Below are 25,315 nucleotides of genomic sequence, written 5' to 3'. Positions count from 1 at the left end.
GAGGGTTGGTGCGGTGACGGGTGGGGCACCACAGACCACATGGGCGAACTGGTGCTGGTCAGACACGGGCAGACCGAGTGGAGCAAGGGGCGCCGACACACCGGACGCACCGACGTGCCCCTCACCGAGGAGGGGGAACGTCAGGCCGCGGCCCTGCGTCCCCTGCTGGCCGAGCGCCGGATCGCGCGGGTCGTGACCAGCCCCCTGGGCCGGGCCGTGCGCACCGCCGAACTGGCCGGACTGTCCGACACGGTCGTCCTGCCCGACCTGGCCGAGTGGGACTACGGCGCCTACGAGGGCATCACCAGCGCCCGGATCCACCAGGACCGCCCGGGGTGGGACCTGTGGACCGACGGTGTGCCGGAGGGCGCCCCAGGCTTCCCGGGCGAGAACCCCGACCAGGTCGCCGACCGCGTCGCGCGGGTCCTGGACGAGGTCGTTCCCGAGCTCGACGACGGTGACGTCGTGCTCGTCGCGCACGGGCACGTGCTCCGCGCGCTGACCGCGCGCCGCCTGGGCCTGCCGTCCTGGGGCGGTGCGCTCTTCCGCCTGGACACGGGGTCGATCAGCGCCCTGGGAACCGAGCACGACCGTCCGGTGATGACGTTCTGGAACCGGTTCCACTGATCGGATATCGGTCCGTTCCGGCGCTGAAACAGGACATCCGGCGTGTTTCGTTCCTCGGGGGGTGCGGGGTACTACCCCAGGGGATGGATATGGACTACGCACACGCGAACGCGCTCCCGATCCCTCACCCTCGTCCCGCACCCGACGATGGTCCGCCGCCTCGGCGATTACCGCCGCCGCCACCGCGGCGCCCCGGTGACGGTGGTGCCTGACCACGTCGTCCGCGCCGGGTCGACCCGTGCGGGCCGGGCAGTGGCCCGGGCACGCCAGAATGGGTGCATGGCCCAGCAGCGTTCCCACCGATCACAGCCCTCCACCACCCGACGGTCGTCGCACGCCCCACGGCCTCCGGCCGCCGACGCGCCCTGCCCGTGCGGCGCGTCCGGGCACTACGGGGACTGTTGTGGGCGCCTGCACGCCGGCACGGCGCGGGCCGCCACGGCCGAGGAACTGATGCGGTCCCGCTACTGCGCCTTCGCGGTGGGCGACGAGGACTACCTGCTGCGCTCCTGGGACCCCACCACCCGCCCCCGGCGGGTGGAACCGGACCCGGACACGGTGTGGACGGGGCTGGAGATCCTGCGCACGACCGAGGGCACGCCCTTCCACAAGGAGGGCACGGTGGAGTTCCGGGCCCGCTTCCGGGAGAACGGCCGCGACGCCGAACTGCGCGAGCACAGCCGCTTCCGTCGGCACGACGGCGCGTGGGTCTACCTGGACGCCCTCGACGGCTGATCCACCTCACCCCGGTTTCGGCGGGGCCGCGACGCGCGGCCCGCACGATCCGTCGGCGGCACGCCGTGGAAAGGGGCGATCACCCCGCCCCCGGCACCACGGAGCCCCCATGAACGCGTCCCCCGAGGACACGACGCCACCCGTGAGCCGGCAGCAGCTGACGGTCGAGGAGATCGCGCGTGCGCTGGTCGACCTCGTGCCGCAGGACTGGCGGACCGTGCTCTACCGCACCCGTCGGGTGGGCGGCTTCACCGACGACGACATCGTCGCACCGTCCACCGACGGCACGCTCCGGGAGTTCGCGACGCCCGAGGGGATCGAGATCCCGGCGACGGCCCTCCTCCTCGAACGCCGCGATCAGCGCGGCGTTCGAGGAGGAGGGCCTGTCGGCCGCGTACCTGCCGCCGACGAGCGTGCGTCTGCTCATCCCCGGGCGAGGACCCTTCGCGCCCAACGACCTGGTGGAGACCTTCGAACGGGCGGAGGTCGCCTCCACCGACCGGTGGCCCGTCAACGCCGCGGGCGTCGCCCGCCGCGTGGCCCGCGGGGCGTGCGGGCAGGGACTCGTCGCGGCGCCCGACGACCGTGCGATGGCCGCACTGCGCGGGGTCCTCGGCCGGCACGGCACGCGGGTCTCCTTCCGGGGCACCGACACACTGCTCATCCCGCTCCCCGGCGGGGCGACGCCGGTACCGACATCACCGGGTTCGGCGCCGCCCTGGAGGGACTCGACCCCGAGCACCCGGCTCACCACGCGGACGGGGTCGCCCGGGACATGACCGAGCGGATCGCCCGTGCGGTGGCCGAGGGGCGGGCCCGACCCCTCAGGGCCCGTCGGTGGACCGGCCGCCCACGCGTAACCGAACGGCCAGCTCACGGGCCCGCGCGGCCGCGTCCGGGTCGGGGTGGTGGTGGACCAGTCCGTCCAGGACCATGAGAGCGTCGGGATGGGCGCCCACCACGTGTGGATCGGCCCCCACCAGCAACAACCGGTCCACGTCGGGGGTGTCGTCGGCCGCCAAGAAGGCCGGCAGCGCCGAACCGTCGGGGGACATCGCCGCGGCGACCATGTCCACGACCACCCAGGGACCGTACTCGGCCAAGAGGTGATCGATACCGCGTTGGCCGAGCATGCCGGACGAGAGCAGCACCATCGCGGCCAGACACGCCTCCGTGGCGCGCGGTGAGGTGAGCAGCGCGCGCAGCCGCGGCTCCAGTTCGGAGCTGGTGTTGTTGAGGACCTGCGCCGCCACCCACCGCCGCAGGGCCAGCCCGGGGCCGCGCACCACCTCGGTGATCTGCCGCAGCGCCTCGTCCGAGCCGCGCCGATCCAGCCAGGCCGCGGCCTCGGGTGAGCGTTCCTCGAAGGGCAGGACCGCCAGCGCGTCCAGGAACCGGGAGGCGCAGGCCTCGGCGAGGGTGTCCACGAGGGGGGCGTGGATCCCCACCTCCAGGAGCAGCAGGCGCACGCCGTAACGGCCCAGCCCGGTGAGCTCGACCGTGCACCGGTCCTCGCCCTCACCGTCGGGGTGGTGGTCCAGGGCCACCGCCCCGGTGTCGGAGAGCTGCCACAACACGTGCAGGAGCAGGTCGGTGGTGCGGGGCAGGCCCGGGGCGGCGGGCGGGGGCGGTCCGGTCAGGGCCGTCGCCGCCAACGTGTCCAGGTCGGGTCGGTGCCCGTCCGGGGCCTCGTACAGGAACCGCAGAACCTCCGGCAGCAGGTCCGGTCCGGTGGTGCCGGGCCCCGGGTCGTGCGGACGGGCCAGGTCGCCGCGGGCGTGGGCGATGGTGTGCTCGAACTCGTGGAACCACCACTCCAGGACCTGTTCGGGGTCGCGGATCCGACGCTCCAGGTCGGGGTGGGGCCGTGCGAGGGAACCGTCGATGCGGACCAACCCCAGGCGCAGTGCCGCGGACCAGGGCACGACGAAGTGCGCGACCTCGGCGGCCGAGTGCAGTCCACCGAGCCACGTGACCCGCTCCTCGATGCGACCGGACAGGTCATGGGGCCACAGTGAGAAACGGGAGATCGCCGAGCGGGCGTCGTCGATGCCGGGCACCCCGCCGGAGGTGACCGGGGTGGCGGGGCCGCTCCACCGGGCCAGGCTCAGCGCGTCGCAGAGCAGGGGGGAGTCGAGCGCCCTTCGGGCGAGGACGTCGTGCGGCGGCAGTGACACGGGCCTGGCCGACAGGGGAGGGTGCCTCGGTCGAGACGGTTCGTGAGAGGGCATGTCCGGTCCCGTTTCCAGCATCGGGTGTGGATGTGAGCGTGAGCGAGGCTGCCCCCTTACTACCGTTCCGGGCTCGGGCGGTGGGGCTGTTTCGCGCAGATCGGTACGAAGCCGCGAACGAGGGGGTGACGGAGGGGCCCCGTCCACAGGCCCGAAGAAGGATGGTGCGCGCGGGGGCCTGGCTCCCTAGGGTGAGTGCATGGACCGACTCGCCGCGTTGGACGCCCACATCCGATCCATGCCACCGGAGCGGGTCGCGGACATTCTCGCCACCATCCCCGAGGGCGCCGTCCGGTATCGCACGGCCACCCCCGACACGTTGCTGGACCTCATCATGGTCGTCGCCTACCGGCCCACGGCCTACGAACGTCTGACCCTGCCGCACCACCAGATCCTGCGCGCCGCCGTCGGTGCCGCCGAGGAGGAGCGCGACCTGCGCCCCGCGCCAGGGGACCACACGGAACCCCGGACCCGGGGCACCCTTCTCCTCGACACGGTCGTCCTGGGGCCGGTCGACCACGAGACCCTGGTGGGTCGGGTCGGCGCCGACCGTCCCGGACTGGCCCGGATGCGCGCCGAGGAGTGCGTGGCCGACCTCGTGGACCTGGCGATCCTGTGGCCGGACGGTCAGGGCGGGTACCACCTGCCCGACGACGCGGGCCACCAGTTCGGTGTGCACCACTACCCACGGCCGGTGCGGGAGGCCCTGGAGGAGGAGTACGACCTGCCCACCCTGCGCCGGATGGCGTTGACACTGGGGCTGGACCCCACGGCGGAGCGGGCGACCCTGATCACCGGACTGATCCGGGTGCTCACCGACCGTCGGCGCGTGCACCACCTGGTGCGCCACGCCCCGCACGACGTGGGGCACCGGATCCTGGAGTGCGGCTTCCACGCCGAGGAGGTGGAGGTGGCCGGGCTCGGAGGGGCGGACCGGTTCCACATGCCCGTGGACGGTTCGGGCGACGACGAACTCGACTGGCTGCTCGACCGGGGACTGCTCATGCCCACGGCCGACGGAGGGGAGGGCGTGGGCCGGTCGCGGACCTTCGCGGTCCCACGCGAGGTGGCGCTGGCGATCCGGCGCTCCCGGCCGTACCCGTTCGACCCCGCGCCGCAGCAGATCATGGGACCCCCGGTCGAGGAGATGCTGCCGGGCCGGGGGCCGGACGCGGTGGAGGAGGCCTCCCGGGCGGCGCTCACCACCCTGGCCGGGATCGACACCCGGCTCACCGCCGCCCTCGCCGAGCGCCCCGGCCGGCTGCGCGCCGACGGTCACCTGGGGGTGCCGTCCCGGCGCAGACTCACCAGACAGGCGGGTGGGAACGAGGACCTGGCCAGGACCTGGGTGGAGGTCGGCGCCCAGACCGGACTCCTGGTCGCGGACAGCGGGCAGGTCACCCTGTCCGCGCAGGGGCGGCGGACCTGGTCGGCCTCCGCACCCGAGGCACGTCTGGCGACCCTGTTGGAGGGGTGGGCCAGGAGGGCCGAGGACGCCCGGTGGTGGCCCACCGACGACGAACCCGTGGCGGCCGGGGCGCTCGACCAAGGTGCCGACGCCCGAACCCGATGGGCGGTGGTGTGCGCGCTGCGGGACGTACCGCGCGGCGTCACGCTGGGCATCTCCGGCGCGCGGGCCGCACGGGAACTGGCGGAGGAGGGCACCCGGGTCGCCGGGACCCGCTGGCTGTTGTCGGCCGCCTACTGGTACCAGCCCATGACCGCGACCGACCCCGACCACGAGTTCCGCGTCATGCGCGCCTACCACGAGGCGGAGGTCCTGGGGGTGGTGTACGCCGGGGCCGCCACCCGGGTGGGGTGGGCACTGTCGGAACGGGTGCGGTCGGCCCCGCAGGTTCAGGAGGGTGCGGGTGAGGTCGTGTCGGCGGCGGTCCGCGAGACCCTTGGCCTGGGCGCCCCGACGTCCGAGGAGACCTGGGGCGGCCCGGTCGCGCTGGCGGGGCCGTGGCGGATCCGGCACCGGGAGTTGGCGGGGTGGGCGCGGCGGCTGTTCGGCCGCCCGTGGGCGTGAACGCGGGCCTGGACACGGGTGCCGAACCCGATCCGGGTCGTAAGACACCGTGGCCGGGGTGAACGTGATCCTCGGCCCTGCGCGCTGACGCGGGCGTGTCTCGGACGGTGCCGGGCGGTGGGTCGCCGACACGGGCGGATCGCGGTTCAGGGCGGGTGCGGAGCGCGGGCCCGGACGGCCCGCGCCCGCGCCGCCACCGACGGATCGGGGTGGTAGCGCCCCAGGACCCGCAGGACCTCCCGGGTGTCGGGATGTTCCGGAGCCCACAACCGGTGGACGTCGTCGAACAGGTGCCGGTCGATCCCCTCGGCGGCCTCCGAGACCAGGAAGGACCGCAGCCCCGTCTCGCCCAGGGCGGTGGCCGCCGCGAACACGTCGATGGCGGTCCAGTGTCCGAACCGGGCGGTCAACGTCCGGCGCTCCTGCTCCGAGAGCATCTGCGAGGCGAGCAGGACGACCGACGCCAGACTCGCCACCGTGGGATCGCGTTCGTCGAGCAACCGACGCAGCCGCGGTTCGATACGGGAACTGGTCGTGCCCAGCGTCAGCGCCGCGTTCCACCGGCGCAGCGCCCGTCCCGGACCTGCGGACACCGCGACGATCTCCCGCAGGGTCTCCTCCGGGGTGCGCGCGTCCGACCACGAGGTGAGCGCCACCAGTTGACCGTCGGGGGAGAACGAGGCCAGGGCGTCCAGGAACGCGCCCGCGTCGAGCCGGACGAACTCTCCGAGCAGGGGGGCCGATCGCCGCTGCGACAGCAGGATCTGCCGGATCCCGTAGCGGCCCAGCGCGGTCAGTTCCACCCACAGAGGGTCGTTGCGGTGGTCGCGGGGCATGTCCCTCGATGGCGCGGTCAGACCGTGCCCCAGCTCGACCGCGCCGGAGTCCCGCAGTTCCCGCAACCCCCGGGCGAGCCTGCCGGTGCTGCGCCCGGGACACGACATCGGTAGGTAGCTCTCCTCCTGCGCGGTCATGACCTCGTGGGTCATCATCCGGGGTGGGATCCGAGCGCCGTCGGGGGACTCGTACAGGCGACTCAACGCGGTGTCGGGTTCCACACCGGCCACCTCCCTCAGTGAACGGTCCACGCATTCGCGGAAGCTGAGCATCCACCAGCGCAGGACCTGCTCGGAGGAGCGCATCCGTCGCCCCAGTCCCGGGGCGGGGCGCGCCTGCGCGGTCTCGCACTCGACCAGCCCCAGCCGCAGGGCGGTGCGCCAGGGGTGGAGGAAGCGGTGTGCCTGCCGGGGCGAGCTGATCCGGCGCAACCAGTCGTCGCGCCGACGGGGGTCCCGGCACAGGTGCCGGGGCCAGAGTCCGAACCGGCGGATCGCGTTGCGGGTGTCGTGCAGGTCGGGCAGGCCGTCCACGTCCACGTCGGTGATGGGGCCGCACCAGTCGGCCAGTTCCAGGGCGGTGCTCAACAGCGGGCTCTCCAGTGCCGCCCTGGCGAGTTCGGTGTGCGAACGCAGGGACACCGGCCGGGCGGAGAATCGACGACGAGCCGACGCGCCCGAGTGCTGAGAAGACATCTGTGCCCCCGGGTCCTGGTGTCTGGAGCTTCTTTTCTCTCCCTTGTACAGCGCCGTCGCGCGCCCGTGTGGTGGTTTCGTGGACCTGGTGGGAACGGGAACTCTGAAAGCGGGGTTTCGGGTCCGACGGCTCGCGGTGGAACACCCGGGAATCGGGGACCGCTGACCAAATGTCCGGGGCGCCGGCCATGGACCGCCGGCCGAGTGGTGCCCCGTGGGCGGTCAGCGCAAGTGGGAGGCGCCGTTCAGGTCCAGGACGGTCCCGGAGGCCCACTCGGCCTCGGGCGAGGCCAGGAACCGCACCGCCGCCGCGACCTCCTCGGGAGCCGCCACCCGCCCGAACGGGCTCTGCGCGCGCACCTGGTCGTCGAGCCGATGGGCGACCCTCTCGGTCGTCACGAAGCCCGGCGCGACCGACGCCACCCCGATGCCGTGTGGTGCCAACGCCACGGCCAGGGACTGGCCCATGGCGTGCAGGGCGGCCTTGCTCGCGCCGTAGGCCGGGTGGTCGGGTTCGCCCTTGAACGCGCCCCGCGAACCGACGTTGACGATGCGCCCCCGCACGCCGTGGTCGATCATGTGCCGTGCGGCGCGGTGACCGACGTAGGCCGCGCCCAGGACGTTGACGTCGAGGGTCTCGCGCCACACGTCCGCCCACGCGTCGAAGGGGGTGTCGGCGATCGGGTGGGGGAGGTTGACCGCCGCGTTGTTGACCAGCACGTCCACCCCTCCGAGTCGCTCCACGACGGTGTCGACCAGCCCGGCCGCGGCGGCCGGGTCGCGCAGGTCGGCGCGGACCGCCAGGTGCCCGTCCCCGGGGAGGAGCCGCAGGGTCTCCTCGGCCTCCTCCCGCCGGGATCCGTAGTGCACGGCGACCCGATCGCCCGCCTCGGCGAAGGCGACGGCGATCGCGCGGCCGATCCCTCGTGCGGCACCGGTGACCAGGACGTGGCGGCTCATGGACGGGGACCCTTCGACGACGGTGACGGGGTCCCGAGGCTATCGACCCGGGTGCGGCGTCGGTCGGCCGGGCTCCGGGCGGGTGCACGGTCCGTGAGGCGTCGCACGTCCCGCCCACACGCTCACCCGTGCCTGCCGCAGGTGCCGAACGAACGGCCTCGGGGACACCTTCGACCATGGTGAGGGGGCCACGACCCGACCGACGGGGGGATCGATCCACGACCGTGCGCCGTGCACCACGGCGCCGCACCGGGTGAGCGGCCGGCCCGGTGTGAGCGGGACCGTCGTGCCGACGCTCCTGCGGTCGACGCTCCACCCGGCGAGACGCCACCGTGGGCGGTGGCCCCGCCGACACGGCGGGCGGGACCGGCACGCGTCGTCGACCGGTGGCCGCTCAGCGGAGGGGCTGGGCGGTGCACAGGTCCTCCCCGACCAGGTCCAGGACGGTGCGGCCCCGAGGGCGGGCGACGACCGCGTCGACGAAGGCCGCGGGGTCCTCGGGGGCCAGACCGGCCTCCAACAGACCGCGGGCGGCGTCGGCGGGGTCCCGCCCCGCCAGCCACCGGTCCAGTAGACGCGCCGTGTCGACCGGGCGGGCCCGCTCCACCAGGTCCAGGCATGCGGCGGCGTCCAGTCCGAGCACGGGTGGGGTCCGGGGCACCTCGACCCCACAGGCGCGCAGGCGGCGGGCGACGCAGTGGTCGCCCAGACCGGTGATCCGGTGCCGGCCCTCGGTGGTCGTCTCGATCGCTCCGGTCTCGGTCAGGACGCGCAGGACCCGGGGCAGATGCGCGGCCGGGTCCGGTTCGACGCACACGTGGGCCAGCTCCTCGACGGAGAGCTCGCGACCGGTGAGGAAGAGCTCGCCGAGGACCAGGAAGGGTGTGGGTCCGGGCAGGTCGGTCATGGTGTTCAGGGCGTCGGCCCAGGCGTCGGCGATCGCCCCCGGTGTCTCCCGGGCCCAGGCCTGGGCCGCCGGCCCTGGTAGGGCCTGAAGGTACGTGGTGCGGAGCAGCCCCGCGGAGCGGGCGACGGAGAATAGGAACGCGACCTCTTCGGGGGAGACGTCCAGCTCTCGGGCGGCCTCGGCGGTGTCGTCCTCGCCGAGGGCGTCATCGTCGGTCCCCGAGCGCAACAGCACCCATGGATCGGTCCAGGCCGACAGCCGCGCCGCCAGATACAAGGTGGGGCAGGACACGGCGTGGGCGTCGAGTTCGGTGGCGGACGCCGGGAGGTACGGGCGTGCCGGCCCGTCGTCCGTGGTCGCCCCGTACCCCAGGCGCTCCAGGAGGGGCGCCGCGACTTCCGGAGGCGGCTCGGGGTCGGGCTCGGCGGTGTCGGTCGGTGTCAGGTCGATCTCCGCGATCGCCGTCCGCAACCGCCGTGGGCTCTCCGTCGACACCAACAGCCCCGCGTCGACCAGGTGGTCGCACCAGGTCAGCCAGCTCTCCCGGAACAGTGGAGGCAACTCCTCCCGCCGGCGGACCGTCGCGGCGACCTCCCTGACATCGGCCACGAACCAGTCTCCGGGATCGGTGGCCCCCGCGTCCTGGTGTGCGCTGAGCAGGAGCACGAGCGCCTCGACGCCCAGCGGGGGCGATGGATCGACGGTGTGCGCCCAGTCGAGGCAGGCGGACAGGGCAGGAAGCAGGCGCTCAGTCATGGGAACGTCACCGAACGTGATGCGAAGGGTCGAAACGGCATCAGGCTAGCCGCGGCGAGCGGCGATCGCACGGGAAACGACGAAACCTGCGCCCGGTCGACCTGCGCCCCGGTCGGTCGGCGCTCCGGGTGGGCCGCCCCCGTCGCCCCGGGATGTCCGTCACCCGGCCGCGCATCCCGCCCCCGGCGGCCGCACACCGGACCGTTCCGGGCGTCACCGAACGACCACGAGTGCGACGGCCGTCCTCCCACGGCCGAGAACGGCCCCGGTGGGGGTGTGCCGAGGCCCGGACCGCCCCTCGGGCGTGCGGATCCGGCACGAGCGGGGAGCCTCGCGCGGTCAGGGTCCGGAACACAGAGCCCTGGCCTTCGGGGCGGGTGATGGCGCCGTGGAGCGGAGGGAAAAGGCGAGAGATCGGGGCGCGGGACTCGCCTCAGTGTGCGAGAGGGAGAGGGGAGGGGCCTCGGCCGCGTCGGGGCATCGTGGTGTCGCCGGCCGCTATCGGCCGGCACGGGAGGCGCGGTGGTCGAGGGTGAGAGGAGGTCGTGTGCGGTGTGCGCTGCGCGACGAGAACGGTCGGCGTGGGCCTTCCGGGCGGATCGCGGGCGCCGCGAGGCGGGGGTGGACGCCCCGCGGCGACGTTTGTGGGAATACCACGAGAGTGCGTGACGCGGGTCGAGGCGATGATCGGCCGTGTTCCGCGCGTGCTCCCATCTCAGGAGGTCACCGGCGTGGCAAGGAGTACCGACCCCGACAGACCTGCCGAATGGCCCGACGACATGGACGTCGACGGTCTCCTCGGCCAGGGCTGGCGCCCCACCCCCTTCCGCGAGTTCATCCTCAAGATCCACAGTCGCTGCAACCTGGCCTGCGACTACTGCTACATGTACGAGATGGCCGACCAGGGCTGGCGCTCCCAACCCCGGCGCATGGCCAGGGCGACCGTCGACCGCGTCGCCGAGAGGATCGCCGAGCACGCGCGCACGCACGGCCGTGACCGGGTGGACATCGTGCTCCACGGCGGAGAGCCCCTCCTCGTGGGCCCCGACCACCTGCGCCACGTCGCCGAGTCGGTGCGCAAGGCCTGTGAACCCGACGTGCGCGCGACCCTGCGCATGCAGACCAACGGCGTGCTCATCGACCGGAACTACCTCGACCTGTTCGAGGAGTTCGACATCCGAGTCGGTGTCAGCATCGACGGCGCACGGCAGGACCACGACCGTCACCGCACACGCGCCAACGGACGGGGCACCCACGCCGAGGTGCAGGCCGGCATCGAGCGTCTCAACGAGCGCCACGCTCACCTGCTCTCGGGGTTGCTCGCCACCGTCGACCTGGAGTCGGACCCGGTCGCCACCTTCGAGCACCTGATCGGCTACCACCCGCCCGGCGTCGACTTCCTCCTCCCGCACGGCAACTGGGACGAACCGCCCCCCGGCTGGTCGCCCACCGAACCCCGCTACGGAACGTGGCTGGCGGCGGTGTTCGACCGCTGGTACGGCGCCGCCGAACGCGAGACCACCATCCGCATGTTCAACGAGATCATCCGCCTCGTCCTGGGCGGCCCCTCCCGCACCGAGAGCATCGGACTGTCGCCGGCCGCGCTGGTGGTCGTGGAGACCGACGGGAGCATCGAACAGGTCGACAGCCTCAAGTCGGCCTTCCCCGGGGCGGCCCGCACCCCCCTCCACACCTTCACCCACGCCCTGGACGAGGCCCTCTACCTGCCCTCGGTCGCCGCCCGCCAGATCGGCGCCCGCGCCCTGAGCCCCACCTGCGCGACCTGCCCGCTGGCCGGGGTGTGCGGCGGCGGACTCTACCCGCACCGGTACCGCTCCGGCGCGGGCTTCCTCAACCCCTCCGTCTACTGCGCCGACCTCTACCACCTCATCACCCACATCCGCCGGACCGTGGCCGCCGACGTGGCCCGGATCAGGAAGGGGCGTTAGATGCCCGGGCCGGTCCCCGATCCACTGTTCGACGCCCTGGCCCGGGGCGGTGGCGGCCACGCCGCCGCAGCGCACCTGCGCGCCGCCCAGTACGGCAAGCACCTGCTCCTGTTGCGTCGCGTGGTGGACGTCGCACGCGAGGTCGGTCACCCCGAGGCCGACCGCGCCCACGACGCCTTCGCGTTGGTGGCCCGGGCCCAGGAGCACGCGCCGGGTCCGGTCGGGGGCGCGCTCCGCACCCCCGCCGTCGGAGTGTGGGCGCGCCGGACCGCGTTGGCCCTGGCCGGGCACCGTCCCGAGCCGCCCCGGGTCGGTACGCTCGGCGCCCTCGCGGCCGCGGCCGCGCTGCGCGCCGGTGTGGACGCCCGTGTCGAGATCCCCCTGGACGGACCCACCGCGCCGTTGCCGTCCCTGGGGCGCGCCCTGGTCGGGGAGGGGGCGTCGGCACTGGTGGAGGTCGGTGGAGGCCGGGCCACCGTGCGGGTGAGGGGAGGCCCCGAAGTGGAGGTCCCCGAGGACCCGCACGAGGACGCCCCCGGATGGCACGCCCTCCGTCGGCTGGTCGCCGAACACCGTGGCGGACGCGTCGAACTGTTCCTGGACGACCAGGACCCCGACCGCATGCCCGGGACCGACCTGGTCGCCCACCGGCTCGGCGTGGACGAACTGCGCTGGTGGCGGCACACGCTCCAGGGCGCCTGGGAGCTCCTGGTGGATCACCACGGCACCCTCGCGGCGGAGACCGACGCGCTCGTCGTGACGCTCACCCCCCTCACCGCGCCGGGCGGGCGGGTCCACACCAGCGCCACCACCCGACACGCCTTCGGGAACCTGGGGCTGTCCCGTCCCGAAGGCGCGGTCCCGTTCGCGCTCACGTTCGCGCACGAGGTGCAGCACGCCAAGCTCACGGCCCTGCTCGATCTGGTCGCGCTCACCCGGTCCGAGGACGGCAGTCGCTACTACGCGCCCTGGCGCCCCGACCCCCGACCGGCCTCCGGCCTCCTCCAGGGCGTGTACGCCCACCTGGGTGTGGCCGGGTTCTGGCGTCGACACCGACACGTCACCGCGGGGGAGGAGGCGCGCCGCGCCCACGTGGAGTTCGCGCACTGGCGCCGGTCCACCGTCGACGCCGCCCGCGCCCTGGCCGACTCCGGACGGCTCACCACCGAGGGCCGTCGGTTCCTCGCCCTGACCGACCGCACCCTGCGCGACTGGTGCGAGGAACCCGTGCCCGACGAGGCCGAACGGGCGGCTCGAGACGCGGCCCGTCGCCACCTCGCGCGGTGGCGCGCTCGCAACGGCGCTCCCTGGTGAGAGACCATCACCCGCGGACGAGACGTCGTGCGCGACGCACCGTGCCCCGCTCACGCCCCGGAGTGGGCGCGGGGACGAGCGATCGGTGGGCCCGACCGCTCCGGCGCTCGGAAGGGGCCGGAGCGGGAGGCGACCTCACAACAGGGGCGGGTCGAAGTCGGCCACCAGACGACGGTTCTCCTCACAGGCCGTGGTGAAGGGGTGCTCCCGTCCCAACGTGCGCACGTAGGAGTCGTACGTCGGATCGGCGAGCTGTTTGGCCTCCAGGATCTTGTTCTCGGTCCGCAGGTCCAGCACCAGGTTGGAGGCGCAGCCCAGGCTGCTCGGATGGTCCGGTCCCAGCAGTTCGTGGTAACGGCGCAGCGATCCCTGGCCCAGCCGGACGGCGTTGTCGGCGTCGCCCAGCGCGGACAGGTCACCGGCCAGGTTGGTGGCGGCGGCCAGCGTGTAGTGGTGGTTGCGGCCCAGACGGGCCTCCAGGGCGGTCAGGGCCCCCTCGTTCATCGCCCGTGCCCGTTCCGGATCCCCCGCCAAGCGGTACAACAGCGCGACGTTGCTGGTGCACCCGTGCTTGTAGGGGTGGTCGTGACCGTAGGCGCGGGCGTACCGCACGTCGGTGTCCTCGGCCAGCTCCAGCGCGCCGTCCAACTCACCGGTCATGCGCCACAGGTTGGCCAGGCACATCGCCGCCGCCAGGGTGCTGGGGTGGTGGATGCCGTACAGGCGCAGGTAGCGGGAGTGCGCGTCCTGCCCCAGTTCGAGCGCCTCGTCGACCTCCCCGGACAGGCGGCGGGCGATGGCCAGGTCGACCTGGGTGCGCAGGGTCCGGGGATCGTCCACCCCCAACTGTTCGCGGCCGTAGGCGAGGGCGTCCTCGCCCAGGTCGCACGCCTCCGTGTAGTCGCCGGCCAGACGCACCACCTGGGCCAGGCCGTTCCAGTACGCCAACAGCACGGGGGAGCCGCCGGCCGGTCCGATCCGCTTGAACAACATGTAGGCACGTTCGTGCTTGATCTGCGCGGCGACGAAGTCGCTGGTCAGCGCGTGGTCCAGCGCGAGGTTGTTGAGGGCGCGCAGGGTCGCGGGGTCGTTGGGTCCGAAGGCGTCCTCGTACTGACGCAGGACCTCCTCGTCGTGCTCGCGGGCCTTCCAGAAGTCGCCGCGGGCCCGGTAGTCGGCGCCGCGGCCCGACAGCACCGACAGGGTGTCCGGGTGGGTGGCGCCGAGGATCCCCGTCATCCGGGGCAGGATCGTGCGGTTGATGTCCTGGGCCTCGGTGAACCGACCCAGGTCGCGGAGTCGGTTGGCGTACTTGGCCTGCGCGCGCAGCAGGTAGGGGTCCTCCTCGCCGGAGTCGGCGCTCCACCGTTCGATGAACCCCAGTGCGTGCAGGCTCGCGGTCTCGTAGTCGCCCGAGGTGTACAGGAAGTTGAGCATGTCGAGCCCGAACTCCCGTACGTCGGGGATCGTGGACTCGGCCACCCTCGCCGGGCGCAGGTGAGAGAGCAGCTCCAGGTAGCGGGCGTGCGAGGCGGTGTCGGTGAAGCTGTCCGGGGCCGCCGCGCTGAGCAACGACCACACCTCCACGCGGATCGACTCCTGGGTCTGTTCGTCCAGTTCCTCGCGCACCAGAGCCTGGATCAGCCGGTGCACCTGTATGGTGCGGCTGGTGTTGTCCAGACGTACCAGCGCGTACCGACCCAGCTGGCCGATGGCCTTGCTCAGCCGGATGGGGTCGGCCATCAGCCGTGCCATCTCGGGGCGCACCACGCCGTCCTCCACGGGGAAGAACACGTCGCGGGGGATCGGCTCGGGACCGAAGAAGGCACAGCACCGCAGGAGCTCCATCGCCTCGGGCAGGTTCTCCTGGAGCTTGGCCACCGAGAGCTGCCAGGCGGCGGTCATGGGCTGGGGGTACTCGGGCGGTTTGCCCTCGCGCAGCAGTGGTCCGGTCCGCTCCGTCAGCAGGGTCAGGTACTCCTGGACCGACATGCCCGTCTCGGACTGCAGGGCGCCCGCCTGCTCCAGCGCCAGCGGCAGGTGGCCGAGGGCCTCGGCCAGCTCCACTGCCTCCTGCGTGTCGATGCCCCGGGGGATACGCTTCTTGAGGAACTCCACGCTCTCGTGCTCGGCGAAGACGTTCACCGGAACGGTCTCGGCCACCCCGCCCCAGCGGTGGTTGCGGGTGGTGATGAGGACGTGCCCGGGCCCCTGCGGGATGACCTCGTTGAGTTCCTCGGGTTCGTCGGCGTTGTCGAAGACGAGCAGCCACCTGAGGTAGGGCTCGCCCTTGCGCAACGCCTCCAGGACCCCGTTGGCGGCCTCCTCCACGCCCGTGACGGCAGGCCCGGGCAGGTCCAGGTGCGGGGCCAGGTGGGCCAGTGACGAGCGGACCAGGCCGGGCTGGTCCGCCATGACCCACCACACCAGGTCGTACTCGTCGCGGAAACGGTGCGCGTATTCCACGGCCATGAGCGTCTTGCCGACCCCGCCGTACCCGTGCAGGGTCCGCGGCACGATCGGCTCGGACGTGGGGACGACCGCGGTGACCTGGTTCAGCAGCCCCGCGCGGAGTTCGTTGAGCTGGTCGGTGCGACCGGTGAAGTTCTTGTGGCGCGGTGGGACCCTGCCCCACACCTCCGGGAATCGGTTTCTGCCCTGACCGGGAGGATTCCCCTGGGAAGTGGTCACTCGGTGTCCTCCGTTTTCACATAGTCCCCACCAGGTGCTTTGTTTATCGCTGCGTGAAAAGGCCCTGGTGTTCTGTTGTGTCGGTGGATGGTGCGCGGGAATGAAGGTCGGAAACTCAGGGTAGGCGAAGATGTTAGCCGGCGACAGGTGCGTGGTAGGAACTCCCTACGAGGATCGATGGGAATGCGCGCGTGAAAGGGTGGTGCTCGCCGTCCTTTCGCGCCCGGCCGTCGAAAGGCGCGGACACGAAGGGAGGCACATGGCGGAACACGAGCTCGGCGGGTCCATCCTGGTCGACGTCGGGGAACTGTCCCTGCGCGACCTCGACGGGATCGGGGATTCGGTGATCGTGGAGGCCCTGCGTTCGGTGCTCGACCCCCGGGCGGCGGGGGCGGAAGTGGTCGCCGGTTTCGTCAACGACCCCGAATGAGGTGACGGGTCCCCGGTCACGGGCACGGAGGTTCTCCGTGCCCTCGTTTCCCGTTACCCTGGCACGTGGAATGACGGCGCGTTCTCGCGGGAGGGTTCTCTAGAGAATCGCGCCGACGGTCGTGGCCGGATGCGGTGAAAAGGCCACAGGAATGTCGCCGGCCCTCGAAAGCCGACCCGGTTCGTGGCACCATGGACAGCGCTGTTTCGCGCCAGAACCGTCCCTGTTCTCGCCGGCCGGGAGCTGTTTCATGACACGAGCCGTCCTCGGGCGCGCACACGGTCCCTTCATCGGGTTGCGCCCCTACCTGGCCCGGGACCGCCCCCTGTTCCTCGGCCGCGACGAGGAGACCGCCGCCCTGGTCCGGGCCTGGTCGCGTCACCGGCTCACGGTGCTGCACGGTGACAACGGCGTCGGCAAGACCTCACTGGTGCGGGCCGGCGCCGCCCCCGCCCTCGCCGATCAGGGCCACACGGTCCTGGCCACCGGGGACCTGTGCTTCGACCCCGCCTTCCCCTCGGCCGTGCTGCCCGGCCAGAACCCCTACACACGGGCGCTGCTCGCGGTGTGGAGCCCCGAGGAGTTCCCCACCCACGGCCCCGGCACGTCCGTGGTCGACTTCCTGCGGGCCCGCGGCGGAACCGATCGCTACGGTCGGTCTCGCCCGGTGTTCGCCGTCCTGGACTCGGCCGAGCTCCTCCTGCGCCGATCGTCCGTGCCCGAACAGTGGCGCAAGGACTTCCTGGAGGAGCTCCTCGGCGCCGTGGAGGCCTGTGAGGACCTGCGTCTGTTGGTGGTCGTGCGCACCGGTCACCTCGACGAGCTCCGGCGCCTGGTGGACAAGAGCGAGGCCGAACACACCGAGATGGAACTGGGCCCGTTCCCGCCCGACACCGCCCGGTCCGTCGTGGCGGGCTGTCTGGCCCGGGTCGGATCGCGGGTCGGCGCCGCCGAACCCGCGCGTCTGGTGGAGGAGGCCCGCTCCGTCCGTGCCACCGACGGGCGGGAGGTCCGTCGGACCGACGCCGTGGAGCCCGCGCTGCTGCAGTTGGTGGGCCTCACCCTGTGGGAGGAGGCGGTCGAGGGCGCCCCCACCCTGGTCCCCGACGACGACGTCGAACTCGACCGCGCCCTCACCGAACGCCTGGCCGGTCTCCTGGAGGAGGTCGCCGCGGAACACCTGGTGCCGCCCGACGTTCCCCAGGCCTGGCTGCGCCGACTCGTCGTCTCCGCCGCCACGGACGCGGTCGGCCCCGTCCGCGACGATCCGGAGAGCTCCCTCACCCTCGGCGTGATCCACGCGCTGGAGGACCGCTCCCTGGTCACGACCCATGTCGAGGGGCACACCTGGAGACTGCGCCATCCTCGGCTCGCCCGTCCGCTCCTGGGGCTGGCACTGTCCCCGCACGCCCGGGGCCTGCGCTCCTGGAGCGACCAGGACCGGCTGGCCGTGGCCAACGGGGTGCGCACGCGCGGCGAGGCCGGGCTGGCCGCCGAACACGCCGCGCAGGCGCTGCGGTCCCGACCTCCCCCGGGGCCGGGAGCACACGCCCTGTTCACCACGCTGATGGCGGACCTGGCCTTCGAACGGGGCGAGCACCGGACCGCGGCCGAACACTACGCCGAGGCGGCGCGGTCTCGGCGGGCCGTCGGCGCCGAGGCGGCCGTCCTTCGGCTGCTCGTCGCCGAGGCGCGCACCCGGCTTCTGTGCGCGGAACGCTCCACCGCCCTGGCGCTGCTCGCCTCGATCGCCGGGAGGGTGCACGGCGACCCCAGCCTGCGGGTCGGGATCGGTCAGGTGCTCTGGCTGGTCGGGCAGGGTGGGGCGGCCCTGGACGAGCTGGAGGGCGCGTTGGTGGGCGGTGGCGGGGTCACCGAGGCGCGGCGCACCCGAGGCCGTATCCGCGACGGTGCCGTCGAGGACCGAGGGAAAGGGTGAGGATTGGACACGACCGTTCTGGTGGGGCTCATCACCGGTGTCGTCACGGCGCTCAGCACCCTGGGGGCCACCGCCCTGTCCGCGTGGCGTGCCGAGACGGTGGAACGTTGGCGCGCCGAGCACACCCTCAAGGTGGAACGTGAACGCCGGGCCCACGAGCGGGAGCTCGCCCGCGCAAAGGAGGTCCGGCGGCGTCTGGAGGACGTGCGTCTGCGGGTCCACCGACTCGACCAGGGGATGCGGCAGATCGGGGAGCTGCGTCGGCTCGGCCCGCCGGGGGAGGGCGGCAACGATCTGGCCGAGGAGGTGCGCGAGTGCCGCGGTCACATGTACGAGGCCGTGATCGCCGTGGAGCGGGTGCGCGATCTCCTCCCGGCGCACGACCAGACGGCGGTCGACCGTCTCAGGGAGGCGGTGGATCGGACCCTCGGGCACGTCCAGGTACGGCCGGATCCCGGTGGCGGTGCGGATTCGGCGCATCGTGCCCTGGTGGAGGGGTTGCGCGGGCTGGCGGAGGTGTTCGGGCGCCGTGGACACGCCGGTGGGACCGGGGCGTCAGAGGAACCAGTGTGACGACCAGCGCGACCGCACCGGTCACGCCCACCACCAGGAAGAGGGTGGTGCGCACGCCCAGGCTCTCCAGTGCCTGGCCCCCCGAGAGCAGGCCCAGGGGCAGGGCGGCGCAGAGGACGAAGCGGGTCGTGCCGGTGAGGCGTCCCAGGAGCTCCGGTGGGACGTACGTGGTGTGGTAGGTCACCACGGTGACGTTCATGTGCGCGCCGACGAACCCGATCCCGCCCCAGACCAGCGTCAGGATCACCGTCGTCCAGTCGGGGCCGACCCGGTCGGCGACCGGCAGCGCCAGGGTCAGGGCCAGCCACGCCCACGTGCACAGCAGGATCATGCGGGCGGGGGGTGAGCGACGGACCAGGTACGGAGCGGCCATCGCGCCGACCAGTCCGCCCGCCCCGGTGGCGGCCAGGACCAGCCCCAGGGCGAACGGAGAGACGCCCTCAGCGGTGGCCATGAGCATGATGACCAACCACACCACCTGGAACAGGGCGTTGGTGACCGCGCACACCAGGAGCGAGAGCAGCAGGAAGCGGTCACCGCGCAGCAGGCGAAAGCCCGCCGCGAGTGCGAGCCCCAGGGGTTCCCGCCGGGGCAACGAGCCGGGCTCGCGGATGGGGGCCAGGAGCAGGGCGGCCCCCAGGGACAGCAGGCACATCAGGGCGTCGAAGAGGGCGGGCACGCCGTGCGCCAGACCGTACAGCGCGCCGCCCAGGGGGCGACCGGCCATCTGTGTGGCGTCGTTGCGTGCCTGGTTCTTGGCGGCGGCCCCGGCCAGTTCCTCCGTCGGGACCAGGAGAGGGACGGCGGCGGCGCCGGCGGTGGAGTGCAGGGTGCCGCAGACCCCGTGCAGCGCGGAGGCCAGCGCCAGGATCACCACCGGGGCGTCCCACAGCAGTACGGGTGCGACGAACAGGGCCAGGCACAGGAGACGCCCGATGAGCCCCACGACCATCACGTGCTTGGGTTCGTGACGATCCACCACCCACCCGACCGGGATGTGCAGCAGGGTCCGAGGCACCATTCCGGCCGCGGCGATCCACCCGGCCAGGGCGGCGGAACCGGTGTACGCCAGCGCCAGGAGGGGGAGGGCCAGCCCGAACGTCATGGTGCCCAGGCCGGACAGGGCCAGGCCGCTCCACAACAGCGCGAAGTGGCGACGCCAATCGGCGACCCGCGACCGGGCGCTCTCACCAACGGGTTCGTCTGTTCTGGACATCGCTATCCGTGCCGGGGCCGAACGGTGCGGACCGAAAGACCCTCAAGGGGTGTTCTGGTGAAAAAGAAAAATCGGCACGTATGGTCTGTTCAGGTCTTTCGTGACCCGGACACGTGGTCGACACCGTTCCCCGGTGCGGCGCTCATCGTACCGAGAAAAGGTCGCGGTCGTTCGCTCCCGTGCAACGTGAGAGGGAGAGTGTCGATAGGGAAAGTACGTTCGTTCCCTTTTTCTCTTGAGGTCCGCCCGAATGTCGATTCCGGTCGTTCACCCGGGGCGCGGAGCGCCGCGCCCCGGGCCACGGCACGAGGAGGTGGGGGACCCTACCCCGGCCTCGGCCCGGACGGGCCCGGCGAGCGCGCGTCGTCCCCCGGGGACCGCCGTGCCCGGCCCGTGACCCGCGGAACGGGGACCGGGGGGACGGAGGAGAGCCGGTGCCGAGGAAGGCGCCCCGATCGGTGAGCGCGTCCGGTCGCAGGTCCGCGTCGACCGGCCCGTCGTGCGCACGAGACCGGGTCATCGTCGGCGCCACCCCAACTCCTCACTGATGGCCTGGGCGGTGGCGGTCAGATCCTCGGTGAACGCGAGCAGACCCGGCCGGTCGAGGATCATGCTCGGCGCCGAGATGGAGATCGCCGCCGCGACCCGGCCGGCCGCGTCGAACACGGGGGCGGCCACGCAGTGGATGTACTCCTCGTGCTCGAAGTCGTCGAGCGACCACCCCTGGCGTGTGATGCGGTCGAGGACCGTGTCGAGGGCGGCGCGGTCCGTGAGCGTGTGGGGCGTGCACCGGGGGTAGGGCGCCTCGCCGAGCAGCGCGTCGCGCTCTCCGGCCGACATGTAGGCCAGGAGCGCCTTACCGATCCCGGTGGCGTGCAGGGGCGCCAGGGCGCCGATGTGGGAGTACATGCGCACGGCCTGACGGGACTCCACCTTGTCCAGGTACATCACCTGGCCGTCTTCGAGAACACCCAGATGGATGGTCTGTCCGCAGGTCCGGCCCAGCGCGGCCAGGTGTCGGGCGGCGCTCGCCCGGATGTCGAGTCCGTCGAGGGCCGCCGCGGCGAGCGCGGCCATCCTGGGGCCCAACCGGTAGCTCCCGTCGTCCGCGCGGCGCACGAACCGTTCCTCCTCCAGCGTGCGCAGCAGGCGCAGCGAGGTGGTGCGGTGCACGTCGAGACGGCGGCCGAGCTCACTGATGGTGGTGGGTCCCTCGGACAGCTCCACGAGGATGCGCAGGGCGCGTTCGACACTGTTGGACACCGGTGATGTCGCCGGTGAGCCCGAGCACCACCCCCGCCAGTCTGGCCCCTTCGGCCAGACACTCGGGCAGCGGTGCGCCGTCCAGGAGCCGGTCGAGGAACCCGGCGGCGAAGGCGTCCCCGGCTCCGACGGGTTCGACGACCTCGACCCGGGGCGCGGGCTGGAACCAGGTCCGCCCGTCGCGGAGGGCGGTGGCCCCCTGCGCCCCCTGTTTGATGACGAGCAGGTCGGGAGCCGGGTCCGTGTCGGTCAGGAGTGCGCCCAGTTCCGTCAGGGTCTCCACCCCCCACAGCGCCTGTGCCTCGTCCAGACCACAGAACACCACGTCGGCCCGGCGTGCCAGATCCAGCACCGTCCCGGCGTTGTGCGCACCGTGCAGTGCGGGGCGGTGGTTCACGTCGAAACTGCGCAGCGTCCCCGGGGGCGCCTCTTCGAGCAGTGCCCGGACCAGGTCCTCGGCCGTGTCGGAGAGGGCGGCCGTGATCCCGCTCGTGTGCACCAGGCGCGGGTGCCACCGCCACACTTCGGCCGCGTCGTCCCCGGTCAGTCCGGAGGCCGCGGAGCCTCGGCGCCAGTAGCGCACCCGTGTCCCCTCGGGGCCGGGTTCCTTCATGTACAGGCCGGTGCCGCGCGTGCGGTCCTCGCGGAGCAGGCAGCGCACGCCGGAGTCGGTGAGGCGTGCGCGCACGTGGTGCCCGAACACGTCGTCGCCGAGGGCACTGCGCCAGCCGACGGCGCGTCCGGCGTGGGCGAGGTGCACCGCGACGTTGGACTCGGCTCCACCGATCTCGGTGCGGAACCGGGGGGCCGCGTCCTCGTGCGGTTCGGGGACGAGCAGTGCCATCGTCTCGCCCACGCACACGGCGTCGAGTCGGGGGAGGGGGACGTCCTCAGCGCCTGCGGGTGTGGACGGCGCTCCCCCCGCGTTCCGTCGCTGCGTGCTCACTCACGGCCTCCGGTTCGTCCTGGTGGCGGGGCTCACGGGCTCTATTGACCTGCGTCACACACGAATGCTATTCAAGGTGTTGTTCATAGCGCAACAGTGTTGCGCTATACGCAGCATGAGGGGGAGTGGTGGGAGTGTGGGATCTGTTGTTGCGCGGAGGCCGCGTCATCGACCCGGCCTCCGGACGCGACGGGACGGCCGATGTCGCCGTGCGTGCGGGAAGGATCGCCGAGGTGGCCGCCGACCTGCCCGAGGATCGTGCGGTGCGCACCGTGGACGTCGGCGGACGGCTGGTACTGCCCGGCCTGGTGGACGCGCACACCCATGTGTCGCACAGCTCCACCTACTGGGGCGTGGACCCGGAGTCGATCGCCTGGCGCACCGGCGTCACGACCTGGATCGACGCCGGATCGGCCGGCGCCTACGGGCTGGACGGGCTGCGCCGCTTCGTGGCCGAACCCGCTCCGTTCCGCGTCCGCGCCCTCATCAACGTCTCCGGGATCGGCCTGGTCGGCCGCACGGGTGAGCACCACGTCCTGGAGAACCTCGACGTCGACGCGGCCGTCGCCGTGGCGGCGCGCAACGGCGACCTCGTCTGCGGGGTCAAGGCGCGCATGGACAGCCAGACCGTCGGCACGCACGGCCTGGAACCACTCCGCCGGGCCGCGTCGCTGGCGCGGCGCCTGGACGTCCCGCTCATGGTGCACATCGGCTACGGGCCGCCCGACCTCGCCGACATCGCGCCCTTCCTCACCGAGGGCGACCTCATCACCCACTGCGCCACCGGCGTCGCCGCCGACCTGGTGGTCGACGGCCGCCCCACCGACATCCTGAGGCGCCTGCACGACTCCGGCGTGCTCCTCGACCTGGGACACGGCTCCGGGGCCTTCGACTTCGACGTGCTGGAGGCCGAACTGGCGGCCGGCATGGTCCCCCTCCTCTCCACCGACCTGCACATCCGCTCGGTGTACGGGCCCGCGTACGACCTGCCGACCGTCATGGGCAAGGCCCTGGCCGCCGGTATGGGCCTGACCGACGTCGTGGCCGCGGCGACGCACCGTCCGGCACGCGCCTTCGGCCTCGCGGCGGGAACGCTGGCACCGGACGCCACGGCGGACATCGCCGTGTTCGAGGTCGAGGAGGGGCGGTTCCCCGTGGTCGACGTGCACGGCGGCACACGTGAGGCGCCCCTGCGGCTCAGCAACACGGCGACCTACGCCGGTGGTCGTCTGCTCGCGCCGCGTGCGGCCGAACCACCGCCGGTGTGGGTGCCTCTCAGCTCCGCCCAGCAGCGGGCGGAGGAGGATCGCCACGAGCGGATCCGCACCGCCGTGCGGCGCCTGGACCGACCCGAGGACTTCCACGAACACTTCCCCCGGCCCGCCACCGAGACCCCGGCCTGAGCGCCGGACACAGACGGGAGCGCACCTTGACAGAGCACACTCCGCCTCCGGGACGGGCACCGACGGGCGGGCGCACCGCTCGTGCCGCCGGTTCCGGGACCTCGGCCGCGGCATGGGAGGACCTCGACGGCACGCCGATCGAGGCCCGCTCCGTGCCCGACAGTCCCACCACGGTCGCACGGGTCCGCGCCGCGGGACTGCACCTGCGCGACCTGTGGCTGCCCGCCGTCACCCTGGACGAGGCGGCGCTGCGACACAACCTCGACCGCTTCGCCCGCTGGTGCGCCGAACGGGGCGTCGATCTGGCCCCGCACGCCAAGACCACGATGGCGCCCCGGTTGTGGGCGGAGCAGTTGGATCGGGGTGCGTGGGGGCTGACCGCCGCCACGGTCGCCCAGGCCCGGGTGATGCGCCGCTTCGGCGTGCCCAGGGTCCTGATCGCCAACGAGGTCGTGGAACCGGACCAGCTCGCGTGGCTGGCCGACGCGCTCGGCGACCCCGACTTCGAACCACTGTGCCTGGTGGACTCCCTCGCCGGGGTCCGGATCATGGATCGGGCTCTGGCCGACGCCCCCCGACCGCTCCCGGTCCTGGTGGAGCTGGGGGTGGACGGCCGCCGCGCGGGGGTCCGGGACCTGGACGAGGCCCTGGAACTGGCCCGTGCGGTGGCGGAGCACCCCCGACTCGCCCTCGTCGGCGTCGAGGCCTTCGAGGGCGTCTTCCCGCAGCGCCGGGACGATGATTCCCCCACCCGCGTGCGCTCCTGGCTGGACCGCCTGTACGCGTTCGCGCGGCGGGCCGACGCCGAACACCTCTTCGACGGAGCCGAGGAGGTGATTGTCACCGCGGGCGGCAGCAGCTACCCCGACCTGGTCTCGGACGCCCTCGCCGAGCCCCCCGCGCTGTCGCTGCCGGTCCGTCGGATCGTGCGCTCGGGCTGCTACCTGACCCACGACGACCTGTTCATGGAGCGCGCGTCCCCGTTGCGCTCCGCCGCCGACGAGGACCCCCTGCGTCCCGCGCTGAGCTGCTACGCACGTGTGCTGTCCCGCCCCGAACCGGGCCGTGCCCTGTTGGGGGTCGGCAAGCGCGACGTCTCGTTCGACATCGACCTGCCCGTCCCGCGCGCGCTGCTGCGCGACGGCGAACGGTCCCCCCTGGGAGAGGGGGCGCGGGTCGTCGAGCTCAACGACCACCACGCGTTCCTCGACCTCGACGGACCCGCGGAGGAGGCGGTGCGCGTCGGCGACGTCGTCGAACTCGGGCTTTCCCATCCCTGCACGGTGTTCGACAAGTGGCCCCTGATCCCCGTCCTCGACGGTGACGGCCGCGTCGTGGACGCCGTTCGCACCCTGTTCTGACCCGGTCCGGTCACCACCGGCACCACCGATCCCAAGGAGGGTTCATGGCAAAGAAGCAGATCGTCAACACACCGGACGCCGCACCGCCCGGAGGCCCGTACTCCCACGCGGTCGTCGCGGGGGACTTCGTGTACCTCGCCGGGGCGACGCCGCACCGGACCGACCGCTCGTTGGTCGACGGCCCGTTCCTGGAGCAGGCGCGGGCCACCTTCGACAATCTCGCGACGGTGGCGGCGGCCTCGGGGTCGAGCCTGGCCGACGCCGTCCAGGCCCGGGTCTACCTGCGCGACCTGGACGACTTCCAGGCGATGAACGGGGTGTTCGCGGAATACTTCGGCGACGAACCCCCGGTGCGCACCACCATCCAGGCCGACCTGCCCGGTTTCGACATCGAGGTCGACGCCGTGCTGTACCGACCGGCCTGCTGAGTCCGTAGCCCGGAGCACCCCA

Annotated in this window: 20 protein-coding genes; 11 read left to right on the top strand and 9 right to left on the bottom strand. The window is 72.9% G+C overall.

What is annotated here, in order from left to right:
• Positions 1-39 precede the first annotated feature (39 nt).
• Positions 40-627, top strand: coding sequence for a histidine phosphatase family protein (locus tag DSY14_RS14965; RefSeq protein ID WP_211717169.1), 588 nt, complete (start codon positions 40-42; stop codon positions 625-627).
• 279 nt (positions 628-906) lie between these two features.
• Positions 907-1,362 carry a YchJ family protein gene (locus tag DSY14_RS14960; protein ID WP_211717161.1) on the top strand — a complete coding sequence of 152 codons (456 nt, stop codon included), beginning with the start codon at positions 907-909 and terminating at the stop codon, positions 1,360-1,362.
• A gap of 79 nt (positions 1,363-1,441) precedes the next feature.
• On the opposite strand, the gene DSY14_RS14955 is transcribed toward DSY14_RS14960, so the two are convergent.
• A complete protein-coding gene (locus tag DSY14_RS14955; RefSeq protein WP_211717160.1) occupies positions 1,442-1,789 on the bottom strand; it encodes a hypothetical protein in 348 nt (115 codons plus the stop codon).
• Here DSY14_RS14955 and DSY14_RS14950 point away from each other — a divergent pair.
• Positions 1,776-2,141 carry a hypothetical protein gene (locus DSY14_RS14950; RefSeq protein WP_211717159.1) on the top strand — a complete coding sequence of 122 codons (366 nt, stop codon included), beginning with the start codon at positions 1,776-1,778 and terminating at the stop codon, positions 2,139-2,141. The two genes, DSY14_RS14955 and DSY14_RS14950, sit on opposite strands and share 14 nt — an antisense overlap.
• Before the next feature lie 45 nt (positions 2,142-2,186).
• On the opposite strand, the gene DSY14_RS14945 is transcribed toward DSY14_RS14950, so the two are convergent.
• The gene (locus tag DSY14_RS14945) at positions 2,187-3,539 is read right to left on the bottom strand and encodes a hypothetical protein (protein ID WP_211717158.1); all 1,353 of its coding nucleotides are present in this window, start codon (positions 3,537-3,539) and stop codon (positions 2,187-2,189) included.
• A gap of 253 nt (positions 3,540-3,792) precedes the next feature.
• Between DSY14_RS14945 and DSY14_RS14940 the strand changes: the two genes are divergently transcribed.
• Positions 3,793-5,625, top strand: coding sequence for a hypothetical protein (locus tag DSY14_RS14940; RefSeq protein WP_249187912.1), 1,833 nt, complete (start codon positions 3,793-3,795; stop codon positions 5,623-5,625).
• Between the two features lie 146 nt (positions 5,626-5,771).
• Here the strand turns inward: DSY14_RS14940 and DSY14_RS14935 are convergent, their stop codons facing one another.
• The 3 genes from DSY14_RS14935 to DSY14_RS14925 all read right to left on the bottom strand — a co-directional run bounded on the left by DSY14_RS14935 (position 5,772) and on the right by DSY14_RS14925 (position 9,780).
• A complete protein-coding gene (locus tag DSY14_RS14935; RefSeq protein ID WP_211717157.1) occupies positions 5,772-7,157 on the bottom strand; it encodes a hypothetical protein in 1,386 nt (461 codons plus the stop codon).
• A 222-nt stretch (positions 7,158-7,379) separates the two neighbouring features.
• The gene (locus DSY14_RS14930; protein WP_211717156.1) at positions 7,380-8,117 is read right to left on the bottom strand and encodes an SDR family NAD(P)-dependent oxidoreductase; all 738 of its coding nucleotides are present in this window, start codon (positions 8,115-8,117) and stop codon (positions 7,380-7,382) included.
• A 394-nt stretch (positions 8,118-8,511) separates the two neighbouring features.
• The gene (locus DSY14_RS14925; RefSeq protein WP_211717155.1) at positions 8,512-9,780 is read right to left on the bottom strand and encodes a hypothetical protein; all 1,269 of its coding nucleotides are present in this window, start codon (positions 9,778-9,780) and stop codon (positions 8,512-8,514) included.
• A 779-nt stretch (positions 9,781-10,559) separates the two neighbouring features.
• Here DSY14_RS14925 and DSY14_RS14920 point away from each other — a divergent pair.
• Together DSY14_RS14920 and DSY14_RS14915 are read left to right on the top strand one after the other, a co-directional pair.
• Positions 10,560-11,729 carry an FxsB family cyclophane-forming radical SAM/SPASM peptide maturase gene (locus DSY14_RS14920; RefSeq protein WP_211717167.1) on the top strand — a complete coding sequence of 390 codons (1,170 nt, stop codon included), beginning with the start codon at positions 10,560-10,562 and terminating at the stop codon, positions 11,727-11,729.
• Positions 11,730-13,043: an HEXXH motif domain-containing protein gene (locus DSY14_RS14915; RefSeq protein ID WP_211717154.1), complete on the top strand. Its 1,314-nt coding sequence runs from the start codon at positions 11,730-11,732 to the stop codon at positions 13,041-13,043. It begins immediately after the preceding gene.
• Between the two features lie 135 nt (positions 13,044-13,178).
• Here DSY14_RS14915 and fxsT read toward each other — a convergent pair whose 3' ends face one another.
• Complete coding sequence (gene fxsT, locus DSY14_RS14910; RefSeq protein ID WP_307851230.1) at positions 13,179-15,734, bottom strand: FxSxx-COOH system tetratricopeptide repeat protein; 2,556 nt, start codon at positions 15,732-15,734, stop codon at positions 13,179-13,181.
• A 259-nt stretch (positions 15,735-15,993) separates the two neighbouring features.
• Between fxsT and fxsA the strand changes: the two genes are divergently transcribed.
• Both fxsA and DSY14_RS14900 read left to right on the top strand, forming a co-directional pair.
• The gene (fxsA, locus tag DSY14_RS14905) at positions 15,994-16,164 is read left to right on the top strand and encodes an FxSxx-COOH cyclophane-containing RiPP peptide (RefSeq protein ID WP_211717153.1); all 171 of its coding nucleotides are present in this window, start codon (positions 15,994-15,996) and stop codon (positions 16,162-16,164) included.
• A gap of 250 nt (positions 16,165-16,414) precedes the next feature.
• Positions 16,415-18,103: an ATP-binding protein gene (locus DSY14_RS14900; protein ID WP_211717152.1), complete on the top strand. Its 1,689-nt coding sequence runs from the start codon at positions 16,415-16,417 to the stop codon at positions 18,101-18,103.
• 403 nt (positions 18,104-18,506) lie between these two features.
• Here the strand turns inward: DSY14_RS14900 and DSY14_RS14895 are convergent, their stop codons facing one another.
• From DSY14_RS14895 to DSY14_RS14885, 3 genes are all read right to left on the bottom strand, one after another.
• Positions 18,507-19,892 carry an MFS transporter gene (locus DSY14_RS14895; RefSeq protein WP_211717151.1) on the bottom strand — a complete coding sequence of 462 codons (1,386 nt, stop codon included), beginning with the start codon at positions 19,890-19,892 and terminating at the stop codon, positions 18,507-18,509.
• Positions 19,893-20,408: 516 nt separating this feature from the next.
• Positions 20,409-21,155 carry an IclR family transcriptional regulator gene (locus tag DSY14_RS14890; RefSeq protein ID WP_211717150.1) on the bottom strand — a complete coding sequence of 249 codons (747 nt, stop codon included), beginning with the start codon at positions 21,153-21,155 and terminating at the stop codon, positions 20,409-20,411.
• A complete protein-coding gene (locus DSY14_RS14885; RefSeq protein WP_249187919.1) occupies positions 21,085-21,999 on the bottom strand; it encodes a sugar kinase in 915 nt (304 codons plus the stop codon). Before DSY14_RS14885 ends, DSY14_RS14890 begins: the two co-directional genes overlap by 71 nt.
• Positions 22,000-22,235: 236 nt before the next feature.
• On the opposite strand from DSY14_RS14885, the gene DSY14_RS14880 reads away from it, so the two are divergent.
• Genes DSY14_RS14880 through DSY14_RS14870 form a run of 3 tightly spaced genes read left to right on the top strand, consistent with a single transcriptional unit; the run spans position 22,236 to position 25,293 of the window.
• Complete coding sequence (locus DSY14_RS14880; RefSeq protein ID WP_211717164.1) at positions 22,236-23,504, top strand: amidohydrolase family protein; 1,269 nt, start codon at positions 22,236-22,238, stop codon at positions 23,502-23,504.
• Positions 23,505-23,530: 26 nt separating this feature from the next.
• Entirely contained in the window at positions 23,531-24,865 is a 1,335-nt protein-coding gene (locus DSY14_RS14875) for an alanine racemase (RefSeq protein ID WP_211717149.1), read from the top strand.
• Positions 24,866-24,909: 44 nt separating this feature from the next.
• Entirely contained in the window at positions 24,910-25,293 is a 384-nt protein-coding gene (locus DSY14_RS14870) for a RidA family protein (RefSeq protein ID WP_211717148.1), read from the top strand.
• Positions 25,294-25,315: the final 22 nt, after the last annotated feature.

The organism is Nocardiopsis sp. MG754419 (assembly GCF_018207095.1).
Taxonomy (GTDB): domain Bacteria; phylum Actinomycetota; class Actinomycetes; order Streptosporangiales; family Streptosporangiaceae; genus Nocardiopsis.
This window is presented reverse-complemented; position numbering and strand designations above follow the sequence as displayed.

Bases quoted from the DNA above. Each gene is read 5' to 3' on its own strand.
- DSY14_RS14935 (WP_211717157.1), bottom strand. From the start codon at position 7,157: ATGTCTTCTCAGCACTCGGGCGCGTCGGCTCGTCGTCGATTCTCCGCC.
- DSY14_RS14920 (WP_211717167.1), top strand. From the start codon at position 10,560: ATGGACGTCGACGGTCTCCTCGGCCAGGGCTGGCGCCCCACCCCCTTC.
- fxsA (WP_211717153.1), top strand. From the start codon at position 15,994: ATGGCGGAACACGAGCTCGGCGGGTCCATCCTGGTCGACGTCGGGGAA.
- DSY14_RS14915 (WP_211717154.1), top strand. From the start codon at position 11,730: ATGCCCGGGCCGGTCCCCGATCCACTGTTCGACGCCCTGGCCCGGGGC.
- DSY14_RS14940 (WP_249187912.1), top strand. From the start codon at position 3,793: ATGGACCGACTCGCCGCGTTGGACGCCCACATCCGATCCATGCCACCG.
- DSY14_RS14930 (WP_211717156.1), bottom strand. From the start codon at position 8,117: ATGAGCCGCCACGTCCTGGTCACCGGTGCCGCACGAGGGATCGGCCGC.
- DSY14_RS14900 (WP_211717152.1), top strand. From the start codon at position 16,415: ATGACACGAGCCGTCCTCGGGCGCGCACACGGTCCCTTCATCGGGTTG.
- DSY14_RS14955 (WP_211717160.1), bottom strand. From the start codon at position 1,789: ATGAGCAGACGCACGCTCGTCGGCGGCAGGTACGCGGCCGACAGGCCC.
- DSY14_RS14965 (WP_211717169.1), top strand. From the start codon at position 40: ATGGGCGAACTGGTGCTGGTCAGACACGGGCAGACCGAGTGGAGCAAG.
- DSY14_RS14870 (WP_211717148.1), top strand. From the start codon at position 24,910: ATGGCAAAGAAGCAGATCGTCAACACACCGGACGCCGCACCGCCCGGA.
- DSY14_RS14885 (WP_249187919.1), bottom strand. From the start codon at position 21,999: ATGGCACTGCTCGTCCCCGAACCGCACGAGGACGCGGCCCCCCGGTTC.
- DSY14_RS14895 (WP_211717151.1), bottom strand. From the start codon at position 19,892: ATGTCCAGAACAGACGAACCCGTTGGTGAGAGCGCCCGGTCGCGGGTC.
- DSY14_RS14925 (WP_211717155.1), bottom strand. From the start codon at position 9,780: ATGACTGAGCGCCTGCTTCCTGCCCTGTCCGCCTGCCTCGACTGGGCG.
- DSY14_RS14960 (WP_211717161.1), top strand. From the start codon at position 907: ATGGCCCAGCAGCGTTCCCACCGATCACAGCCCTCCACCACCCGACGG.